The following is a 16,636-nucleotide window of genomic DNA, read 5'->3' as shown; positions in this document are numbered from 1 at the left end:
AGAAACCCAACGGAACCGCCCGCGGCCCGATCCCTTTAGCCCGTCGGTCGCCTACCTCGTGGTATGACAGGCGTACGCGTGGCCGGCGTCGGGCTGACCGAGTTCGGGGAGTCGCCGGAGCGAACGGGCCGGGAGCTGTTCGGGACTGCGGCCGACAGGGCGTTCGGGGACGCGGGCGTCCCCCGCGACGACGTCGAGTCGCTCCGGTACGGCAACTTCATGGGCGAACTCTCCGAGCGGCAGGGCCACCAGGGACCGCTGATGGCGGAGACCGCGGGCGTCCGCGCCCCGGCGACCCGGTACGAGAGCGCCTGCGCGTCCTCCGCTGCTGCGCTCCGCTCGGCGGTCCGGGACGTGCGACACGGCGAGGAGGACGTGGTCCTCGTCGGCGGGGCCGAGCGGATGACCAACCTCGGGACGGCCGGCGCGACGGAGGCGCTGGCCATCGCCGCCGACGAGCTGTGGGAGGTCCGGGCCGGGATGACGTTCCCGGGGGCGTACGCGCTGATGGCGCAGGCGTACTTCGCGGCGTACGGCGGCGACCGCGAGGACCTGGCCGCTATCGCGGTGAAGAACCACGAGCACGCGCTCGACAACGAGCTCGCGCAGTACCAGCGGTCGATCACGGTCGACGACGTGCTCGACGCGCCGCCGGTCGCCGAGCCGCTCGGCCTGTACGACTCCTGCCCGATCAGCGACGGCGCGAGCGCGCTGGTGCTGGTCAGCGAGGAGTACGCCGCCGAGCACGGCGTGGACGCGCCGGTCGCAGTCACCGGCTCGGGACAGGGCGGCGACGGGATGGCGCTGCAGGACCGCGAACATCTCGCACGGACGCCCGCCGCCGACGAGGCGGCCGCGGCGGCGTACGACGACGCCGGCGTCGGGCCGGACGACGTCGACTTCGCGGAGGTCCACGACTGCTTCACCATCGCCGAGGCGCTGGCCCTGGAGTCGCTCGACCTCTACGAGGTGGGCGAGGCGATCGGTGCGGCCCGGCGCGGCGAGACGACCCGCGACGGCGACCTGCCGGTCAACCTCTCCGGCGGGCTGAAGGCGAAGGGCCACCCCGTCGGCGCGACGGGCGTCTCGCAGGTCGCCGAGGCGACCCAGCTGCTCCGCGGCGACCACGTCAACAGCGACGCCGTCGCGGACGCCGAGGTCGGCGTCGCGCACAACGCCGGCGGGACGGTCGCGAGCTGTATCGTCCACATTTTGGAGGTCGCAGCATGACCGACAATCCGACCGGCGCGCGGGACGCGGGCTACGACGACTTCCTCGACGCGGTCGAGACCGGGGAGCCCTACTACCTGGCGTGCCCGGAGGGCCACGGCTGGCTCCCGCCGCGGACGGTGTGTCCCGACTGCGGGAGCGCCGACCTCTCGGAGGAGTCGCTGCCCGGGGCCGGCGAGGTGGAGACGTACACCGTCGCCCACGTCGCGGCACCGTCGTTCGCCGACGACGCCCCGTACGTCACTGCGATCACGCGCTTCGGGCCGGTCCGGGTGACCGGCCTGCTCCGCGGCGTCGCCCCCGACGACGTGGAGCGGGGGCTGGCCGTCGAACTCGCGGTCGGGGCGTCGGAGACGACGGGGCGGCGGCTACTCGCCCTCGACCCGCGGTAGGTCGGGCGCGACGGCGTCGACGAACTCGTCGGGGTGTTCGGCGTGGGGGAGCAGGCGGGCGTAGTCGACGACGACCAGCCGCGCGTCCGCCTCGTCGGCGAGGGCGCGGCCGTCGGACAGCGGCGTGATGTCGCTCTCGCGGCCCCAGACGAGCGTGACCGGAACGTCGAGGTCGGCGATCGCTTCGTCGAGGTCCAGGTCGGGGTCGAGGAAGCCGCTGATGAAGGAGGCCGGGGCGTACCGCGCACCGGGCTGGTGGGCGCTCTGCCACTGGTAGTCGGCCTTCTCGGGGTCCCGGTTGTCGGTGTCGTAGTAGCCGTGGTCGGCGCTGAAGTACTGGATGGAGGGCCGGCTGGCGATCAGGTTGAACAGCGCGGTGCCGACCAGCGGCGACCGCAGGAGGGTCCGCAGCCACACCCGGCGGCCGGGCATCGACGAGTCGGACGGGCAGATCAGCACGAGCCGCTCGAAGCCGACCGTCTCGGCGGCCGCGACGGCGTACGACCCCGTCAGCGACGAGGCGACGCAGACCGCGTCGTCGGTCAGGTCCCGCGCGAAATCGGTCACGAACGACTCGTACAGCGACGCCGAGTACAGCAGCGGCGGCCGGTCCGACCGCCCGAAGCCGGGCAGATCCGGCGCGATGACGTGGTACGACTCCGCGAGCCGTTCGAACACCGGCGCGAACTCCATGCTCGTGCCGGCGGCGTTGACGCCGTGGAGGAGCAGCAGGTCGGGGTCCTCGGGGTCGCCCGCCTCCGTGTAGGCGACGTCTAGCCCCCGCCAGCGGTAGGTTCCCTCGTCGCCGGGGAGCGGCGGGTCGAGCGGCTCGGCACGCCGCGCGAGCGCCCTGTTCGCCAGCGCCGTCGCGCCGAGGCCGCCCACCGCGGCGGCCGCGGCCTTCCGAAGTTTCATACGCCGGACTACGGCGGCCAGTAACTTAAGCCGACCCGTCGCGGTCGTCCAGATACGCCTCGAACGGCTCGATCACGTCGTCGGCGATGGCGTACGGGTCCGTCTCGCCCGCGCGGACGGCCGCGACGAGCGACTCGACCCCGCCGCGTCGGTCGAGTTCGCGCTCGACAAGCCGGCTCGCGTCCTCCCGGAGGAGCAGCCGGATCTCCTCGGCGATTCGGCTGCGGGCTTTCTCGTCCAGCCGGCCGCTCTCGACCATGTGGCTGCGGTGGGCCGCGAGCGCGTCGATCAGCTCGTCGACCCCCTCGCCGCTCGTGGCGACCGTTTCGACGACGGTGGGCGTCCAGTCGTCAGCCTCCCCCTGGTCGGCTGCCTTCGCTTCGGCCGCCCCGCCACCGCCGTCGCCGAGGGCGTGCTCGTCGGGACCGTGGTGGCCGACCGCGGCCGGGCCGGCGTCGCCGGCGAGCTGGATCATCTCCTTCAGCTCCTGTACGGTGCGGTCCGCGCCGTCCATGTCTGCCTTGTTGACGACGAACACGTCGCCGATCTCCAGGATGCCGGCCTTCAGCGTCTGGACCTCGTCGCCGCTGCCCGGCGGGACGAGCACGGCGACGGTGTCGGCGGTGCGGACGATGTCGATCTCGTTCTGTCCGGCCCCGACCGTCTCGACGATGATCCGGTCCTTGCCGAACGCGTCGAGCGCCTTCACCGCGTCCGCGGTGGCGGTGGAGATGCCCCCGAGGTTTCCCCGGGCGCTCATCGACCGGAAGAACACGTCCATGTCGCCGACGTTCGAGGCCATGCGGATGCGGTCGCCCAGCACGGCCCCGCCGGTGTACGGCGACGACGGGTCGACCGCGATGACGCCGACGGTGTCGCCACGCTCCCGGTAGGTCTCGGTCAGTTTGTCGACCAGCGTCGACTTGCCCGCGCCGGGGCTGCCGGTGACGCCGATCACCTCGGCGTCGCCGGTGTGCTCGTACAGCGCGGAGACGAGTTCGCGGTACCCCGGCTCGCGGTTCTCGATGGTCGTGATCGTCCGGGCGAGCGCGCGCTGTTTGCCCGCCAGTAGCCCGTCGACGAGCGACGCAACGTCCGCGCTCATCGCTCGCGGGCGTTCTCGCGGACGAACTCGATGGTCTCCTCCATCTTGGTGCCGGGGCCGAACACCTCGGCGACCCCGAGCTCCTTCAGGTGGTCCTCGTCCTCGTCGGGGATCACGCCGCCGACGAGCACCAGCGTGTCCTCGAACGCGTCGTACTCCTTCAGCCCGTCTATCACCTTCGGGACCAGCGTGTTGTGTGCGCCCGACAGGATCGAGATGCCGAGCACGTCGACGTCTTCCTGCACGGCGGCCTGTACGATCTCGTCAGGAGCCTTGTGCAGTCCCGAGTAGATCACCTCGAAGCCGGCGTCCCTGAACGCCCGTGCGATGACGTGTGCGCCGCGGTCGTGTCCGTCCAGCCCGACCTTGGCGACGAGACATCGGATGGACCGCTGGGTCTGGCTCATGCCTCATGGTTCGACGGCCGATAGTTTGACTCTAACGGAAGTTCCTGAGGGACGGCGCTGCCGTTCGTCCCCTGTCGGACCGGTCGGCAGGTTAGTTTCACCGCTAGAACCGGTGGTATTCACTGGTTTTCGAACCGTGTTAACAACTAACGTTAATATCGATCGAACTGTCTTTCGACGCGAAGGCGAAACGAACGTCGAACTATCAGGTGTCACGAACCACGGAGGAATAGTTCTCATGCAAGAAGCTGGAGACCCCAGGCACACGACGGCAGTCGTACGCGACCTGCAGCGGTCCGAAGACGGCTCGGCCACCGAGGACCGCGACGCGCTGTTCGACGCGCTCTCGCACCGGTACCGCCGGTTCGCGATCGACGCGCTCGATTCGTGTGACGGGTCGCTGGCGCTCGCCGACCTCGCGGCCGAAGTCGCCGAGCGCGACGCGGAGAGCGACGCGAGCGTACCCGACCACGTCCGCCGGGTCGAGGTCGAACTGTACCACGTTCACGTCCCGAAGCTCGCGGCTATCGGGGTCGTCCGGTTCGACCGCGACCGGAACGTCGTCGGGCTGACAGGCCGGTCCCAGTAACCCGGCCCAGGTCGGTCAGTCGGTTCGGGGGATCGCGGCCGCGCCGACGGCGAAGGCGACGACGGCGAGCGCCGCAAGCACCGCCACGTCCACGACCGGCGAGGTTCCGGCGTACGTCACGGCCCGGACGCCTCGTGAGAAGTACGTCAGCGGCAGGAGGTCGACCAGCGGCAGGACGAATTCGGGCAGCAGGTCGTCGGTGACGAACGTCTCCGCGAGGAACAGCATCGGCAGGGCGATGGTGTTGCTCGCGGCGATCACGCCGTCCTGCGAGTCGGCGACCCGGCCGAGCGCCGCGCCGATCCCGCAGAACAGCGTCACGCCGAGCGCGACCAGCGGGACGAGCCACGGCGACGGCGTGACCGCCGCGTCGGTGACGGCGACGATGATCCCGAGCAGGAGCAGGCTCGCCGCGCCGATGATCGCGACGTTGACGGCCGTGTGGGCCGCCAGCCACTCCGCCCGCGTCAGCGGCGTCGTGGCGAGCTTCTCGAACCGGTTCCCCTCGCGGTGCCGGGCGACCGTGCTGCCGACCCGCGACAGCGGCGTGAACAGGACGACGACCGCGAGGTAGCCCGGCACGTAGTAGCCCGGCGGCTCGGTGAACAGCCCAGTCCCGGTCGGGTCGGTCCGCACCAGCGCGCCGAAGATCAGGATCAGGATCACCGGGAAGAAGAAGGTGAAAAACACCGCCGTCCGCCGCCGGACGAACGACCGCCACGCGGCACCCGCCTCGGCTCGCACACGGGCGACCCGGCTCATCGAGCATCACCTCCCGCGACGGGGCTAGCCGGCGGGCGCACGGCCTCGCGGTCGCCGGTCAGTTCGAGGTACACGTCTTCCAGGTCCGGCTGGGTCCACGTCAGTTCGCCGTAGTCCACGCCGGCGGCCGAAAGCGCGTCGACGACGCCGCCGATCGCCTCCGCTTCGACGCCGTGGACGACCAGTTCGCCGTCGCGTGCCGTCGTCGGTGCGTCGAGGTCCACCGCGTCCGGGTCGGCGTCGGTCCGCACGACCAGCCGGCGCTCGCCGCCGTGTTCGGCCACGAGGTCGTCGGGCGTGCCGACCGCGACGAGGTCGCCGTCCGCGAGGAAGCCGACGCGGTCCGCGACGCGCTCGGCCTCCGCCATGTCGTGCGTCGTGAGGAAGACGGTCGCGCCGCCCGCCGCGAGGTCGGCGATCCGCGACTGGACCGTCCGCCGGCCGGCCGGGTCGATCCCGGTCGTCGGCTCGTCGAGAAAGAGGGCGTCGGGGTCGTTGACGAGCGCGATGCCGAGGCAGGTCCGCCGCTGCTGGCCGCCCGAGAGGTTCTCGTAGCGCACGTCCGCCGAGTCAGCGACGCCGACCGTCGCGAGCACGTCGTCGGGGTCGCGGGCGTCGTCGTATAGGCCGGCGTAGTACGCGACCAGTTCCCGGGCCGAGAGGCGGGCCGGCGGGGAGAAGGACTGGGGCAACACACCCAGACGCGACCTGTTGACCGCCGCGGGGCGCTCGCCGAGCACTCTCGCCTCCCCGCCGGTCGGCTCCGTCGTCCCGGTCAGCGCCCGGACGAGGGTGGTCTTCCCCGCGCCGTTCGGCCCGACGAGCGCGAACACTTCCCCCTCCGCGACCGACAGCGAGACGCCGTCCAGAGCGACGGTCTCGCCGTACCGCTTCTCCAGGCCGTCGGCGACGAGCACGTCCATATCGGGAGCAATGACGGCCCGGAGGTAAGCGGTTCGATCGCCGCCGCGGCGCGGACCGTGCGGTCGCCGTGGGGGGCCCCGGCTCGGTACACGTATACCCGATCAACGATAGACATATTTCCGGTACGTTCGGGTAGGTATTCTGGTCGATCAGGGTCGAACGTTCGCAAATATCGGAGATACAGTACGCGCAATAGAAACCTCAGAGCCATCGATTTTGGCAGTAGAAAATCCTCGTAGTACTATTTCAACCAGAATTTTTAAGTTAGGTCATGAAGATCCGTTGGGTATGTCAACCCCGAACAAGGGAGACGGGACTGACAGTTCGACGAACAGACGGCGCGTCCTGCAGGGGCTCGGCGCGGCCGGCATCGCGGGGCTTGCCGGCTGCGGTGGCCAGGAGGCGTCCGACAACACGGAACGGACGACGCCGGACATCGGCGGCAGCCAGACCTCCGTGGAGAGCCAGGAGGCTCAGAACGTCGTGCAGGAGCTGGCCTGGCTCACGAACCAGACGCTGCCGGTGCTGCCGATCCAGGAGAAGCTGGCACAGACGTTCCTCACGACCGACGACTGGGACGTGCCGCCGACCGACTCCGAGGACATCCAGGTGTACTGGCCGACCGAGTGGCTGCCCCGCGAGGGCAAGTGGCAGGCAACAGGCGACGACGACCGGCTGACCGTCGCGCAGTGGGCGGTCCCGTCGGACTCGCAGTACAACCCGTGGAACGGCCGCAACTACGCCGAGCCGCGGCGGATGCTGTTCGACCGCTTCATGAAGTACAACCTCGCGAACGCTGAGTTCTCGGGGTACGCCATCTCCGACTGGGAGTTCGGCGACCAGTCGCTCACGCTGACCGTTCGCGACGGCCTCACCTGGCACGACGGCGACGCGGTCACGGCGACCGACGTGGTCACCCAGCTGAAACTGGACATGTACACCGGCGGCGCGCTCGCCACCTACGTCAACGGCAACGACGACGACGGCGAGTTCGGCCCCGACGACGTGTCAGCGATCGCCGACGGGATCTCCGCGCCGGACGACTCGACGGTCGAGATCCAGTTCGCACAGCAGGTCAACAACCAGATCGTCCTCTCCTATCTCCAGCCCAAGCGCCTCGTCGGCAAGGAGAGCGAGTACGGCAGCTACGTCGAGGAGTTCGAGAGCGCCGGGAGCGTCGACGAGATCACCGATGTCACGGGGAACCTCTCCTCAGCCAGCGTGAGCGAGCCGGTCGGCTGTGGCCCGTTCCAGTTCGAGGACGCCGACTCCAGCCGCACCCTGCTGACGAAGTTCGAGGACCACCCCGACGCGGGCAACATCAACTTCCCCGAGTCGGAGTACCTGTTCCAGCCCAACAACAACGGCCGCTGGAGCGCGCTCATCAACGGCGACACCGACGGCTCGGCGACGCTGTTCATGCCGAGCAACCGGCTGAACCAGCTGCCGGACCACGTCAAGGTCGGCCTCATCCCGCGCCACTGGGGGATGGGCCTGCTCTTCAACCACGGGCACGACCACGTCAGCAAGGTCAACGTGCGGAAGGCCATCGCCCACGTCATCGAGCGCGAGAGCGTCGCCACGAACTCCGGCGCTGGGACCAACTCGAAGGTCGGCGTTAGCATCCCCTGTGGTCTGACCGGCAACTTCAGCGGTCAGGTCGAGGACATCTGGCTGGATGGCGTCGCCGGCGAGTTCAACAAGTACGAGACCGACCACGACGCTGCCGCCGCGCTCCTGGAGGAGGAAGGCTACAGCAAGGAGGACGGCACCTGGATGACGCCGGACGGCGAGCCGCTTGAGATCCCGCTGAAATGTCCCGCCGGCTTCTCCGACTGGGTGGCCGGGGCCGAGACGCTCGTCGACCACCTCGACGAGTTCGGCTTCGAGACCCAGCTCATCACGAAGGACAACGGCACGTACTGGGGGACCGACCTGGCAAACAGCGACTTCGTGCTGGCGCTCGACGGCTGGGCGAACTACAACCACTCCTACCCGTACTTCCACTTCGACCGCATCTACCGGAGCAACGCGGCGACCAACCAGTGGCAGGTCCCCTCGGAGTGGGAGGCACCGCCGCTGAGCGACCCCGAGGGCGAGGCACAGACGTGGAACCCCGCCGACATGCTCGCTGAACTCTCACAGCAGAGCCAGATCTAGGGGCCGGCTCCGACCGCTCTCACAGCTATGAACTACGTTTTCAAACGACTCGCACAGGCGGTGTTTACCCTGTACGCGGTCGTCACGCTGTCGTTCGGCCTGATCCAGATGCTTCCGGGTGGGCCGGCCGACTACCTGCGGGCACAGATGCGCCAGCAGGGCGGCACCCGGATGTCCGCCGAGGAGCTGAACCGCCGCATCGAAGCACAGTACGACGTGAACGAGCCGATCCACCAGCAGTACATCGATTACATGGCCTCGGTACTGCAGGGGGACCTCGGCGAGTCCGTCCGTCACGGCGACGTGGCGGACGTGCTCGCGCAGGCGATCCCGTGGACGGTGTTCCTGCTCGCCACCTCCCTGTTCCTGATGTTCACGATCGGCGTCGTGCTCGGCGCGTTCATGGCCTACCGCGAGGGGAGCCGGTTCGACCTCGGGTCGACCGGCCTCTCGCTGGTGCTGAACTCGACGCCGTACTACGTGGTGGCGCTACTGTTGCTCACCTTCCTGGCCTACCGGACGGGCCTGTTCCCGACCGGCGGCCACCACGCGTCGAAACTGGAACCCGGGCTGTATCCGGGGTTCGTGCTCAGCGTCCTGCACCACGCCGCGCTCCCGATCGCGTCGCTCGTCGTCACCGGATTCGGCGGCTGGGCGCTCAACATGCGGGGCAACAGCATCCGGGTACTCGGCGAGGACTACCTCCGGGTCGCCCGGCTTCGCGGCCTCTCGGAGTCCCGGATCGCCATTCGGTACGTCGGCCGGAACGCGATCTTACCGATGTACACCAACCTGATGATCGCGATCGGCGGCGTGTTCGGCGGCGCGATCATCCTGGAACAGATATTCAGATACCCCGGCGTCGGCTGGTATCTGATCAACGCGATCGGCCAGCGCGACTACCCGATGATGATGGGGACGTTCATCATCATCACGGTCGCCGTGCTTCTCGGGGTCGTTATCGCGGACCTGACCTACGGCTGGATCGACCCGCGCGCCAAAGGAGGTGCCTCGCGTGAGTCCTACTGACGAGCCGCGGACCGACGGCGGCGTCTCCGACTTCGAGACCGTCGCCGAGTCGGAACTCACCAGTCGCGAGCGCTACCGGGAGGCGCTCGATGCGATGGTGCTCGCTCCGGCGCGTATCGTCTGGAGCGACTGGCGGGCGCGTATCTCCGTCGTCATCCTGGCCGGCTACGTGCTGATGGGCACGGTCGGCGTCATGGTCGTGACCGAACCCTCGACGAACCAGGGTCCCAGGCTGACCGGCGCGTTCCGGACGATGGAACATCCGCTCGGCACCACGTCGCTCGGGCAGGACATCATGTCGCAGATCGTCCACGCGACGCCGTTCATGCTGAAGATGATCACCGCCGGCGCGGTGTTCACTGTCGGCGTGGCCACGGTCGTCGGTACCCTCGCGGGCTACAAGGGTGGTCGGACGGACAGCCTGCTGATGACGTTTACCGACATCATGCTCACGATCCCGGGGCTCCCGCTGGTTATCGTGCTGGCGGGGGTGCTGGACCTGCAGGGTGACCCGTACATCATCGGGGTTCTGCTGTCGGTCAACGCCTGGGCCGGCCTCGCGCGGTCGCTCCGGTCGCAGGTACTGACCCTGCGCGACCTGGAGTACGTCGAAGCCTCCCGGCTCATGGGCATCTCGACGCCCAGGATCGTGAGCCAGGACATCGTCCCGAACCTGATGCCGTACATCACGATGAACTTCGTGCAGAACGCCCGGCGGGTCATCTTCGGCTCCGTCGCGCTGTACTTCCTCGGTATCCTGCCGTACAACAGCGTCAACTGGGGCGTGATGATGAACAAGGCCCACTACAACGCCGGGGCGGCGGCCTCGCCAGCGGCCTTCCACTGGCTGCTGATGCCGATGCTCGCGGTGATCATCCTCGGGCTGGCGCTGACGCTGTTCGCGCAGGCGGCCGACCGGCTGTTCAATCCACGCGTTCGCGCACGACACACGAAGACCGTCAGCGACGCTGACGGCGACGAGGGCGACGGCGACGAGACGCAACCCACTGGGGTGATCAACTGATGGCACTCACACACGACACGCGAAGCGACGAGGACGTCATCCTCGAACTGCGGGACGCACGGGTCACGTTCGACATGGACCGGGGCGAGTCCCGCGTCCTGAACGACGTGAGCCTGGACGTCCGCCGCGAGGAGATCCTCGGCGTCGTCGGGGAGAGCGGGAGCGGCAAGTCGATGCTCGCCTCCGCGATGTTGGACGCCGTCGAGGAGCCCGGCGAACTGAGCGGCGAGATCATCTACCACCCGGAGGACGGCGACCCGGTCGACGTACTGAACCTCTCGAAGTCGGAGCTAAAGCGGCTCCGCTGGGAGGAGATATCGATGGTGTTCCAGGGGGCGCTCTCCTCGTTCAACCCGACGATGACGATCCGAGGGCACTTCGAGGAGACCCTGGACGCCCACGACGCCGACCGCGAGGCCGGGATGGATCGGGCACGCGAACTGCTCTCGGACCTGTATCTCGACCCCGAGCGCGTCCTCGACTCCTACCCGCACGAACTCTCGGGCGGCATGAGCCAGCGCGCGCTCATCGCGCTGTCGCTGATCCTCGAACCGAACGTCCTCGTGATGGACGAGCCGACGGCGGCGCTCGACCTGCTGATGCAGCGGTCGATCCTGAGCCTGCTGTCGGAACTGCAGGAGAAGTACGACCTGACGGTCGTGTTCATCACCCACGACCTGCCGCTCGTCGCGGGGCTCGCCGACCGGCTGGCGGTGCTGTACGCCTTCGAGATCGCCGAGCGCGGCCCGGCAGACGAGGTGATCGACAACGCGGCCCATCCGTACACCCGGGCGCTGCTGCGCGCGGTGCCGAACCTCGACGCGCCGCTGTCGACGATGCAGCCGATCGAGGGCTCCGCGCCCGACCCGGTGAACATCCCCGCGGGCTGTTCGTACGCCTCGCGGTGCCCGCTGGCCGACGAGCAGTGTCGCCGGGACGACCCCGCGCTGGCGGGCGAGGTGCAGCCGTTCCAGGAGGTGTCCGAGGACCACGCCGTGGCCTGCTTCCATTGGGAGGAGTCGGCCGAGGCGATCCCGTTCGAGAGCGAACGCACGGAGGAGCAGATACAATGAGCCGCGCGAACGACGTCGTCACGCTCGACGACGTGGCGGTCCACTTCGAGAAGGAACAGGGGCTGATCGAGTCGTTCCGGTCCGACCCGGACCGCGTCAGGGCGGTCGACGGCGTCTCGCTGTCGATCCCCGAGAACGACGTGGTCGCGCTGGTCGGCGAGAGCGGCTGCGGTAAGACGACGCTCGGGAAGGCCGCCATCGGGGCCGAGCGCCCGACCGACGGCAGCGTGCAGTACCGCGGGCAGGACATCTGGGAGGCCCGGGACGGCGAGGGCGACGTGCCGTTCGAGGAGATCCGCCGCTCGCTCCAGATCATCCACCAGGACCCCGGCTCGTCGCTCAACCCCAACCGCACCGTGATGAACAGCCTCGCAGCGCCGCTGAAGCGCTGGGAGGAGGACATGGAGACCGAGGACCGCCGCGCCCGGATCCTCCGGATGCTCGAACGGGTCGGCATGGAACCGCCGGGCGACTACGCCCAGCGGTACCCACACCAGCTCTCGGGCGGCGAGCAACAGCGCGTCGCGCTCGTCCGGGCGCTGCTGATGAACCCGGACCTCATCCTCGCCGACGAGGCCGTCAGCGCGCTGGACGTGTCGCTCCGCGTCGAGATCATGGACCTGATGCTCGAACTGCAGGCGCAGTTCGACACCTCCTTCCTCTTCATCTCGCACAACCTCTCGAACGCCCGCTACCTCGCGGAGAACGCGGGCGGCCGGGTCGGCATCATGTACCTCGGCGAACTCGTCGAGATCGGGCCGGCCGACGACGTGCTACAGGACCCCAAACACCCATACACGAAGGTGCTCCGGTGGGCGACCGCGGACCTGGACACCGGCGGGGAGGTCGACGAACCGCCGATCCGGAACATCGACATTCCGGACCCGGTGAACCCGCCGAGCGGCTGCCGGTTCCACACCCGGTGTCCGGAGGCCCGCGAGGTGTGCAAGGAACGGACCCCGAGCGTTGACGACGACACGGACCGTGGCCACAGTGCGGCCTGCTTCCGCACCGATCCGGACCACGACTACTGGGACAGCCCGCCGGTCGAAGGGACCGAACCGACATCTATAGAAGGCAACGTGCAGGGGTAACGAGTGGCTACAATGGACGATTCGACGCTCCGGACCCACCTCGAGGAGTTCGGGCTCTCGGAGAAGGAGGTCGACACGTACTTCGCCTGCCTCGAACGGGGCGAGGCAAAGACGAGCACGATCGCGGAGGACTCGGGCGTCTCGCAGCGGTACGTGTACAACATCGTCGAGAATCTCGCGGACCGGGGCCTCGTCCGCGTCCACGACCACGTCGTCCCGACGAAGATAGAGGCCCGCCCCCCGGAGGATGCGATCGCGTCGCTGGTCGATCGGCTGGAGACGATCGAGTCCGGGCTGGCCGAGCGGTACAACGCCCAGGAGACGGAGACGGCGACGTTCGAACTCATCAAGTCGCGCCAGACCGCCATCAAGCGGATCCGGACGACCCTGGCGGAGGCCGAGGAGGAGGCGTTCATCGCGCTCCCCGCCGACGTGATCCCGGAGGTCGAGCCGGCGCTCGCCGACGCCCGCGACCGCGGGGTGATGGTCCTGCTGCTGGCGGGGAACGTCGACGGGGCGTCGACGGACGGCGTGCAGACGCGCTACGCCGGGATGGCGAGCGTGGTCCGCGAGTGGGAGCGGGACATCCCCTTCGCGGTGACGGTCGACGCGGAGGCGGGCATCGTCGGCGAGGCGGCGCTGATAACCGCCCGACACGGCGACGAGCAGGCCGTCGCGCTGACCCAGCAGCAGATCGTCGGCTCGGTGTTCGGCTCCTTCTTCGCCAACTACTGGCCCCGCGGCACCGAGGTGTACACCGACGAGCGCGACGCGCTGCCGCGGACGTACCGTCTGCACCGACCCGCGGTGTTGCAAACCGTGTTGCACGACGCCGCGGGCGATACGGTCGTCGCCACAGTCGAGGGGACCGACCTCGACACCGGCGACCCGGTGACCACCACCGGTGCGGTGGTCGACGTGCGGCAGGGGCTGGTCGAACCGTTCTCGAACTCCTTCATCGTCGAGAACAGCTTCGTGATCGAGACGGATGAAGGGGAACTGAGCGTCGGCGGCCACGGCGCGTTCGTCGAGGACGTACAGGCCGACGAGGTCACGCTCGAACTCGCATGACCTCCCTCTGGAAGGCGCTGTTCGTCGCCAACGCGATCCTGCTCTCGCTGCTCGCGCTGTCCTATCCGGCGCTGGAACCCGGGACGGCGTCGTACGTCGTCGCCCAGCTGAGCCTCGGATTCATCGTCGCGTCGATGGTCGGCCTGTATCTGGTGATCCGCGCCGAGTGGCGGCCGTTCCGGTAGGCACTGACCCGCAGTCGGGCCACCTTTCTCACGCGATCCCGGCGTCCCGGAGCAGGTCCGCGACGACGTGGGCGTACACGACGACGGCCGCGAAGACGGCGACCGGGACGGAGACGAGCGCCAGCGCCGCCGTCAGCGCGCCGCCGACCACTGCGTGGGTGAGCAAGCGCTCTAGCTGGATCTGCTGTTCCGGGATCCCCTCGAACACCTCGTCCTGCTCGGTGAAGGCGAACACGGGGTCCCGGACGCAGGCTCGCAGATGTGACCAGTCGCCCGCGTGGCGGCGCGCGACGAGGAAGTGGTCCAGGTCGATGAACACCGACAGCAGGACGCCGCCGGCGAACAGCCCCGCCAGGACGGGGAGCGAAAACGCGTCCCGGAGGGCCGCCACGCCGGCGGTCGACACGACCGCGCCGATGAGGAAGTGTTCCCGCGAGTACATCCTACCGGCCGAACGGTCGCCAGTACAATAACCCGACGGTGACGACGAACACCACGGTCGATATCTCCTGGGGCCAGTTCTGGACGGCGGCCGCGAGGGCGGAGGACCCCCCGAGCACGCTCGTCGCCACCGTCGTCAGGACCGGCCAGGTACAGCTGACACAGGAGAGCAGGCCGAGCACGCCCGAGACGGCCGCGCCGGCGGCGTCCAGCACCGTCGCGTACACGAGATAGGCGAGCGCGAAGTAGCCGACCAGCTTGTACGGCTGGAGCGAGACGGTCACCAGTTCGCCGCCGTACTGGACGGCCGGTCCCCAGCCCGGGATCAGCCAGGCGATCCGGGCACCGGTCGCCGGCAGGTCGGCCGACGCGAACGTGGTGCCGAGGGTCACGAGGCCGCCGACGTACAGCAGGACGGCGAAGTAGCCGGCCGCGACGACGAACGCGGTCCGGCGCTGGTCGGGCGACGCGGGCGCGGGGTCGGTCCGCAGCACCGCCCACGCGCCGACGTTGATCCACACCAGCGCGAGCGCGACGTGCAGCCACCCCTGGGCGGTGAGTCCGGCGATGCCCGGGTGGAGCAGCACGAGCAGGAGTTCCGTGTTGAGAACGAGCGCTCCGTACAGCAGGGTTCGGCCGTTCGGGAGCGACGGGAGCGACTGACGGACGTTCATGGCGGGGGATCAGAGCGCGAGCGAGTCGACGACGACGGCCAGCAGGAGGACGCCGAGATAGGCGTTCGAGGCGTGGAACGAGCGCATCGCCGCCGCCTCGGTTCGCTCGCGGTGCAGGCGGACGACCGCCCAGAGGAACACCGCGCCGAAGACGACGCTCGCCAGCGCGTACAGCAGGCCGAGCTCGCTCACCGCCGACAGGGTCGCCGCGCCGACCAGCGTCGCGGCGAGGTAGAACACGATGTGTTTCCGCGTCGTCGCCTCGCCGCGGACGACCGGCATCATCGGGAAGCCGCCGCGGGCGTAGTCCTCCTTGTACGCCAGCGCGAGGTTGTAGAAGTGCGCCGGCGTCCACAGGAAGATGACGCCGGCCAGCGCCAGCCCGGGGACGCCGACGGAGCCGGTGACGGCCGCCCAGCCGATGATCGCCGGGAGCGCGCCGGCCGCGCCGCCGATGACGGTGTTCTGGACGGTGTTTGGCTTCAGCACGAGCGTGTACACGACGCTGTAAAACAGGATGGCGGTCAGCCCGAGCCCCGCGGCGAGCAGGTTCACCTGCAGGAAGGCGACGAGCGACAGGCCCGTCAGGAGCCCGCCGAACGCCAGCGCGTTCCGGACCGACACCACGTCGGTGGCGATGGGGCGGTCGGCGGTGCGGTTCATCTTCCGGTCGATGTCGCGTTCGAGGACGTGGTTGAACGTCCCGCTCGCGCCGATGGCGAGGACGCCGCCGAGCAGGGTGAGCGTCACCGTTCGGACCGTCAGCGCGGGGCCGGCGGCGAGCGCCATTCCGGCGGCGGCGACGAGACAGAGCAGCCACATCAGCCGGGGCTTCATCAGGCGGACGTAGGCGCTCCCGTACACCTTCGCGCGGGCGAGCGGCGCGTCAGGCAGCGACGGGCGCTCCGGCTCGGGCGCGGCCTCGTCGTCGACGGGGTCCGGCACGTCGACCGGCTCGCGGTCCGTCTCGGTCGCCGTCTGGTCCTCCAGCAGCCAGGCGACGCCGACGACGAGGCTCCCGAAGATCAGCGTCCCGAGCGCGAGGTGGACGGCGGACAGCAGGGCCGTGGTGCCGGCGACGGCAGCGACCGCGCCGATGCCGACCTGCACCGGGTAGGTGAGCGTCGCGACCGTCAGCGCGGCCCGAACGCGCCGCGGCGGCTCGCCGAGCCATGCGGCGACGCCGGTCGCGAGCACGAGCAGGCCGACGAGCAGCGCGGCGACCCGGTGACCCCACGCGATCGCGAGGTCCGTGTTCCCGAAATCGACGAGCCACGCACCGTCGCAGGCCGGCCACGTCGAGCACGCTGTAGCCGCGTCCGTGATAGCTGTCGTCGCCCCGACGATGATGAGCAGGTAGACCCCCATCGCCGTCCCGGCGACGAGTCCGGTGAAGCGGTCGCCGGTGTGGATCGGCTTCGGATACCCCTGCGAGTCCCCGTCCATTCTCTATCTGAACTTCCGGTTCCGCGTACTTAGGCTCGCCGCTTTCCACGGCCGGAGGGACGGCGACTGACCGGTAGCCGGCGGGGCCGCGCGGACGAAAAGTCAGCAGTTATTT

18 protein-coding genes are annotated in these 16,636 nt (G+C 69.4%); 10 read left to right on the top strand and 8 right to left on the bottom strand.

The window, feature by feature from the left end:
• Positions 1–63: 63 nt before the first annotated feature.
• Together D8896_RS13890 and D8896_RS13885 are read left to right on the top strand one after the other, a co-directional pair.
• Entirely contained in the window at positions 64–1,230 is a 1,167-nt protein-coding gene (locus tag D8896_RS13890; protein ID WP_121822712.1) for a thiolase C-terminal domain-containing protein, read from the top strand.
• The gene (locus D8896_RS13885) at positions 1,227–1,622 is read left to right on the top strand and encodes a Zn-ribbon domain-containing OB-fold protein (protein ID WP_121822711.1); all 396 of its coding nucleotides are present in this window, start codon (positions 1,227–1,229) and stop codon (positions 1,620–1,622) included. Before D8896_RS13890 ends, D8896_RS13885 begins: the two co-directional genes overlap by 4 nt.
• Here D8896_RS13885 and D8896_RS13880 read toward each other — a convergent pair.
• Genes D8896_RS13880 through D8896_RS13870 form a run of 3 tightly spaced genes read right to left on the bottom strand, consistent with a single transcriptional unit; the run spans position 1,599 to position 4,049 of the window.
• Positions 1,599–2,537 carry an alpha/beta fold hydrolase gene (locus tag D8896_RS13880; RefSeq protein WP_121822710.1) on the bottom strand — a complete coding sequence of 313 codons (939 nt, stop codon included), beginning with the start codon at positions 2,535–2,537 and terminating at the stop codon, positions 1,599–1,601. The genes D8896_RS13885 and D8896_RS13880 overlap by 24 nt on opposite strands.
• Before the next feature lie 25 nt (positions 2,538–2,562).
• Positions 2,563–3,642 (bottom strand): methylmalonyl Co-A mutase-associated GTPase MeaB, encoded by a 1,080-nt coding sequence (gene meaB / locus D8896_RS13875; protein WP_121822709.1) that lies wholly within the window; start codon positions 3,640–3,642, stop codon positions 2,563–2,565.
• Positions 3,639–4,049, bottom strand: a complete 411-nt coding sequence (locus tag D8896_RS13870; RefSeq protein ID WP_121822708.1) for a cobalamin B12-binding domain-containing protein — start codon at positions 4,047–4,049, stop codon at positions 3,639–3,641. Before D8896_RS13870 ends, meaB begins: the two co-directional genes overlap by 4 nt.
• Before the next feature lie 238 nt (positions 4,050–4,287).
• On the opposite strand from D8896_RS13870, the gene D8896_RS13865 reads away from it, so the two are divergent.
• Positions 4,288–4,638 (top strand): DUF7344 domain-containing protein, encoded by a 351-nt coding sequence (locus D8896_RS13865; RefSeq protein WP_121822707.1) that lies wholly within the window; start codon positions 4,288–4,290, stop codon positions 4,636–4,638.
• 15 nt (positions 4,639–4,653) lie between these two features.
• On the opposite strand, the gene D8896_RS13860 is transcribed toward D8896_RS13865, so the two are convergent.
• A complete protein-coding gene (locus D8896_RS13860) occupies positions 4,654–5,400 on the bottom strand; it encodes an ABC transporter permease (RefSeq protein WP_121822706.1) in 747 nt (248 codons plus the stop codon).
• On the bottom strand, positions 5,397–6,323 hold the full coding sequence (locus tag D8896_RS13855) for an ABC transporter ATP-binding protein (protein ID WP_121822705.1): 927 nt from the start codon (positions 6,321–6,323) through the stop codon (positions 5,397–5,399). Before D8896_RS13855 ends, D8896_RS13860 begins: the two co-directional genes overlap by 4 nt.
• A 289-nt stretch (positions 6,324–6,612) precedes the next feature.
• Between D8896_RS13855 and D8896_RS13850 the strand changes: the two genes are divergently transcribed.
• Genes D8896_RS13850 through D8896_RS13825 form a run of 7 tightly spaced genes read left to right on the top strand, consistent with a single transcriptional unit; the run spans position 6,613 to position 13,960 of the window.
• Positions 6,613–8,484 carry an ABC transporter substrate-binding protein gene (locus D8896_RS13850; protein WP_121822704.1) on the top strand — a complete coding sequence of 624 codons (1,872 nt, stop codon included), beginning with the start codon at positions 6,613–6,615 and terminating at the stop codon, positions 8,482–8,484.
• Between the two features lie 27 nt (positions 8,485–8,511).
• Positions 8,512–9,513 carry an ABC transporter permease gene (locus D8896_RS13845; RefSeq protein ID WP_121822703.1) on the top strand — a complete coding sequence of 334 codons (1,002 nt, stop codon included), beginning with the start codon at positions 8,512–8,514 and terminating at the stop codon, positions 9,511–9,513.
• Entirely contained in the window at positions 9,500–10,537 is a 1,038-nt protein-coding gene (locus D8896_RS13840; protein WP_240452033.1) for an ABC transporter permease, read from the top strand. Before D8896_RS13845 ends, D8896_RS13840 begins: the two co-directional genes overlap by 14 nt.
• A complete protein-coding gene (locus D8896_RS19480; protein ID WP_162991570.1) occupies positions 10,537–11,610 on the top strand; it encodes an ABC transporter ATP-binding protein in 1,074 nt (357 codons plus the stop codon). Before D8896_RS13840 ends, D8896_RS19480 begins: the two co-directional genes overlap by 1 nt.
• Positions 11,607–12,704, top strand: coding sequence for an ABC transporter ATP-binding protein (locus D8896_RS19475; RefSeq protein ID WP_162991569.1), 1,098 nt, complete (start codon positions 11,607–11,609; stop codon positions 12,702–12,704). The genes D8896_RS19480 and D8896_RS19475 overlap by 4 nt, the downstream gene beginning before the upstream one ends.
• Positions 12,705–12,716: 12 nt before the next feature.
• A complete protein-coding gene (locus D8896_RS13830; protein WP_121822702.1) occupies positions 12,717–13,775 on the top strand; it encodes a TrmB family transcriptional regulator in 1,059 nt (352 codons plus the stop codon).
• Positions 13,772–13,960, top strand: a complete 189-nt coding sequence (locus D8896_RS13825) for a hypothetical protein (protein WP_121822701.1) — start codon at positions 13,772–13,774, stop codon at positions 13,958–13,960. Before D8896_RS13830 ends, D8896_RS13825 begins: the two co-directional genes overlap by 4 nt.
• Positions 13,961–13,988: 28 nt before the next feature.
• Here D8896_RS13825 and D8896_RS13820 read toward each other — a convergent pair whose 3' ends face one another.
• The 3 genes from D8896_RS13820 to D8896_RS13810 are packed head-to-tail and all read right to left on the bottom strand — an operon-like array spanning position 13,989 to position 16,521.
• The gene (locus D8896_RS13820) at positions 13,989–14,402 is read right to left on the bottom strand and encodes a hypothetical protein (protein ID WP_121822700.1); all 414 of its coding nucleotides are present in this window, start codon (positions 14,400–14,402) and stop codon (positions 13,989–13,991) included.
• Between the two features lies 1 nt (position 14,403).
• The gene (locus tag D8896_RS13815) at positions 14,404–15,075 is read right to left on the bottom strand and encodes a DUF7546 family protein (protein WP_121822699.1); all 672 of its coding nucleotides are present in this window, start codon (positions 15,073–15,075) and stop codon (positions 14,404–14,406) included.
• Between the two features lie 9 nt (positions 15,076–15,084).
• On the bottom strand, positions 15,085–16,521 hold the full coding sequence (locus tag D8896_RS13810) for a heme o synthase (protein ID WP_121822698.1): 1,437 nt from the start codon (positions 16,519–16,521) through the stop codon (positions 15,085–15,087).
• Between the last annotated feature and the right edge of the window lie 115 nt (positions 16,522–16,636).

The organism is Halostella salina, assembly GCF_003675855.1.
GTDB lineage: Archaea > Halobacteriota > Halobacteria > Halobacteriales > Natronoarchaeaceae > Halostella > Halostella salina.
The sequence above is the reverse complement of the archived record's forward strand: the minus strand, read 5'-3'. Positions and strand labels throughout refer to the sequence as shown.

Coding starts and splice junctions, on each gene's coding strand:
- D8896_RS13890 (WP_121822712.1), top strand. CDS start 64: ATGACAGGCGTACGCGTGGCCGGCGTCGGGCTGACCGAGTTCGGGGAG.
- D8896_RS13885 (WP_121822711.1), top strand. CDS start 1,227: ATGACCGACAATCCGACCGGCGCGCGGGACGCGGGCTACGACGACTTC.
- D8896_RS13880 (WP_121822710.1), bottom strand. CDS start 2,537: ATGAAACTTCGGAAGGCCGCGGCCGCCGCGGTGGGCGGCCTCGGCGCG.
- meaB (WP_121822709.1), bottom strand. CDS start 3,642: ATGAGCGCGGACGTTGCGTCGCTCGTCGACGGGCTACTGGCGGGCAAA.
- D8896_RS13870 (WP_121822708.1), bottom strand. CDS start 4,049: ATGAGCCAGACCCAGCGGTCCATCCGATGTCTCGTCGCCAAGGTCGGG.
- D8896_RS13865 (WP_121822707.1), top strand. CDS start 4,288: ATGCAAGAAGCTGGAGACCCCAGGCACACGACGGCAGTCGTACGCGAC.
- D8896_RS13860 (WP_121822706.1), bottom strand. CDS start 5,400: ATGAGCCGGGTCGCCCGTGTGCGAGCCGAGGCGGGTGCCGCGTGGCGG.
- D8896_RS13855 (WP_121822705.1), bottom strand. CDS start 6,323: ATGGACGTGCTCGTCGCCGACGGCCTGGAGAAGCGGTACGGCGAGACC.
- D8896_RS13850 (WP_121822704.1), top strand. CDS start 6,613: ATGTCAACCCCGAACAAGGGAGACGGGACTGACAGTTCGACGAACAGA.
- D8896_RS13845 (WP_121822703.1), top strand. CDS start 8,512: ATGAACTACGTTTTCAAACGACTCGCACAGGCGGTGTTTACCCTGTAC.
- D8896_RS19480 (WP_162991570.1), top strand. CDS start 10,537: ATGGCACTCACACACGACACGCGAAGCGACGAGGACGTCATCCTCGAA.
- D8896_RS19475 (WP_162991569.1), top strand. CDS start 11,607: ATGAGCCGCGCGAACGACGTCGTCACGCTCGACGACGTGGCGGTCCAC.
- D8896_RS13830 (WP_121822702.1), top strand. CDS start 12,717: ATGGACGATTCGACGCTCCGGACCCACCTCGAGGAGTTCGGGCTCTCG.
- D8896_RS13825 (WP_121822701.1), top strand. CDS start 13,772: ATGACCTCCCTCTGGAAGGCGCTGTTCGTCGCCAACGCGATCCTGCTC.
- D8896_RS13820 (WP_121822700.1), bottom strand. CDS start 14,402: ATGTACTCGCGGGAACACTTCCTCATCGGCGCGGTCGTGTCGACCGCC.
- D8896_RS13815 (WP_121822699.1), bottom strand. CDS start 15,075: ATGAACGTCCGTCAGTCGCTCCCGTCGCTCCCGAACGGCCGAACCCTG.
- D8896_RS13810 (WP_121822698.1), bottom strand. CDS start 16,521: ATGGACGGGGACTCGCAGGGGTATCCGAAGCCGATCCACACCGGCGAC.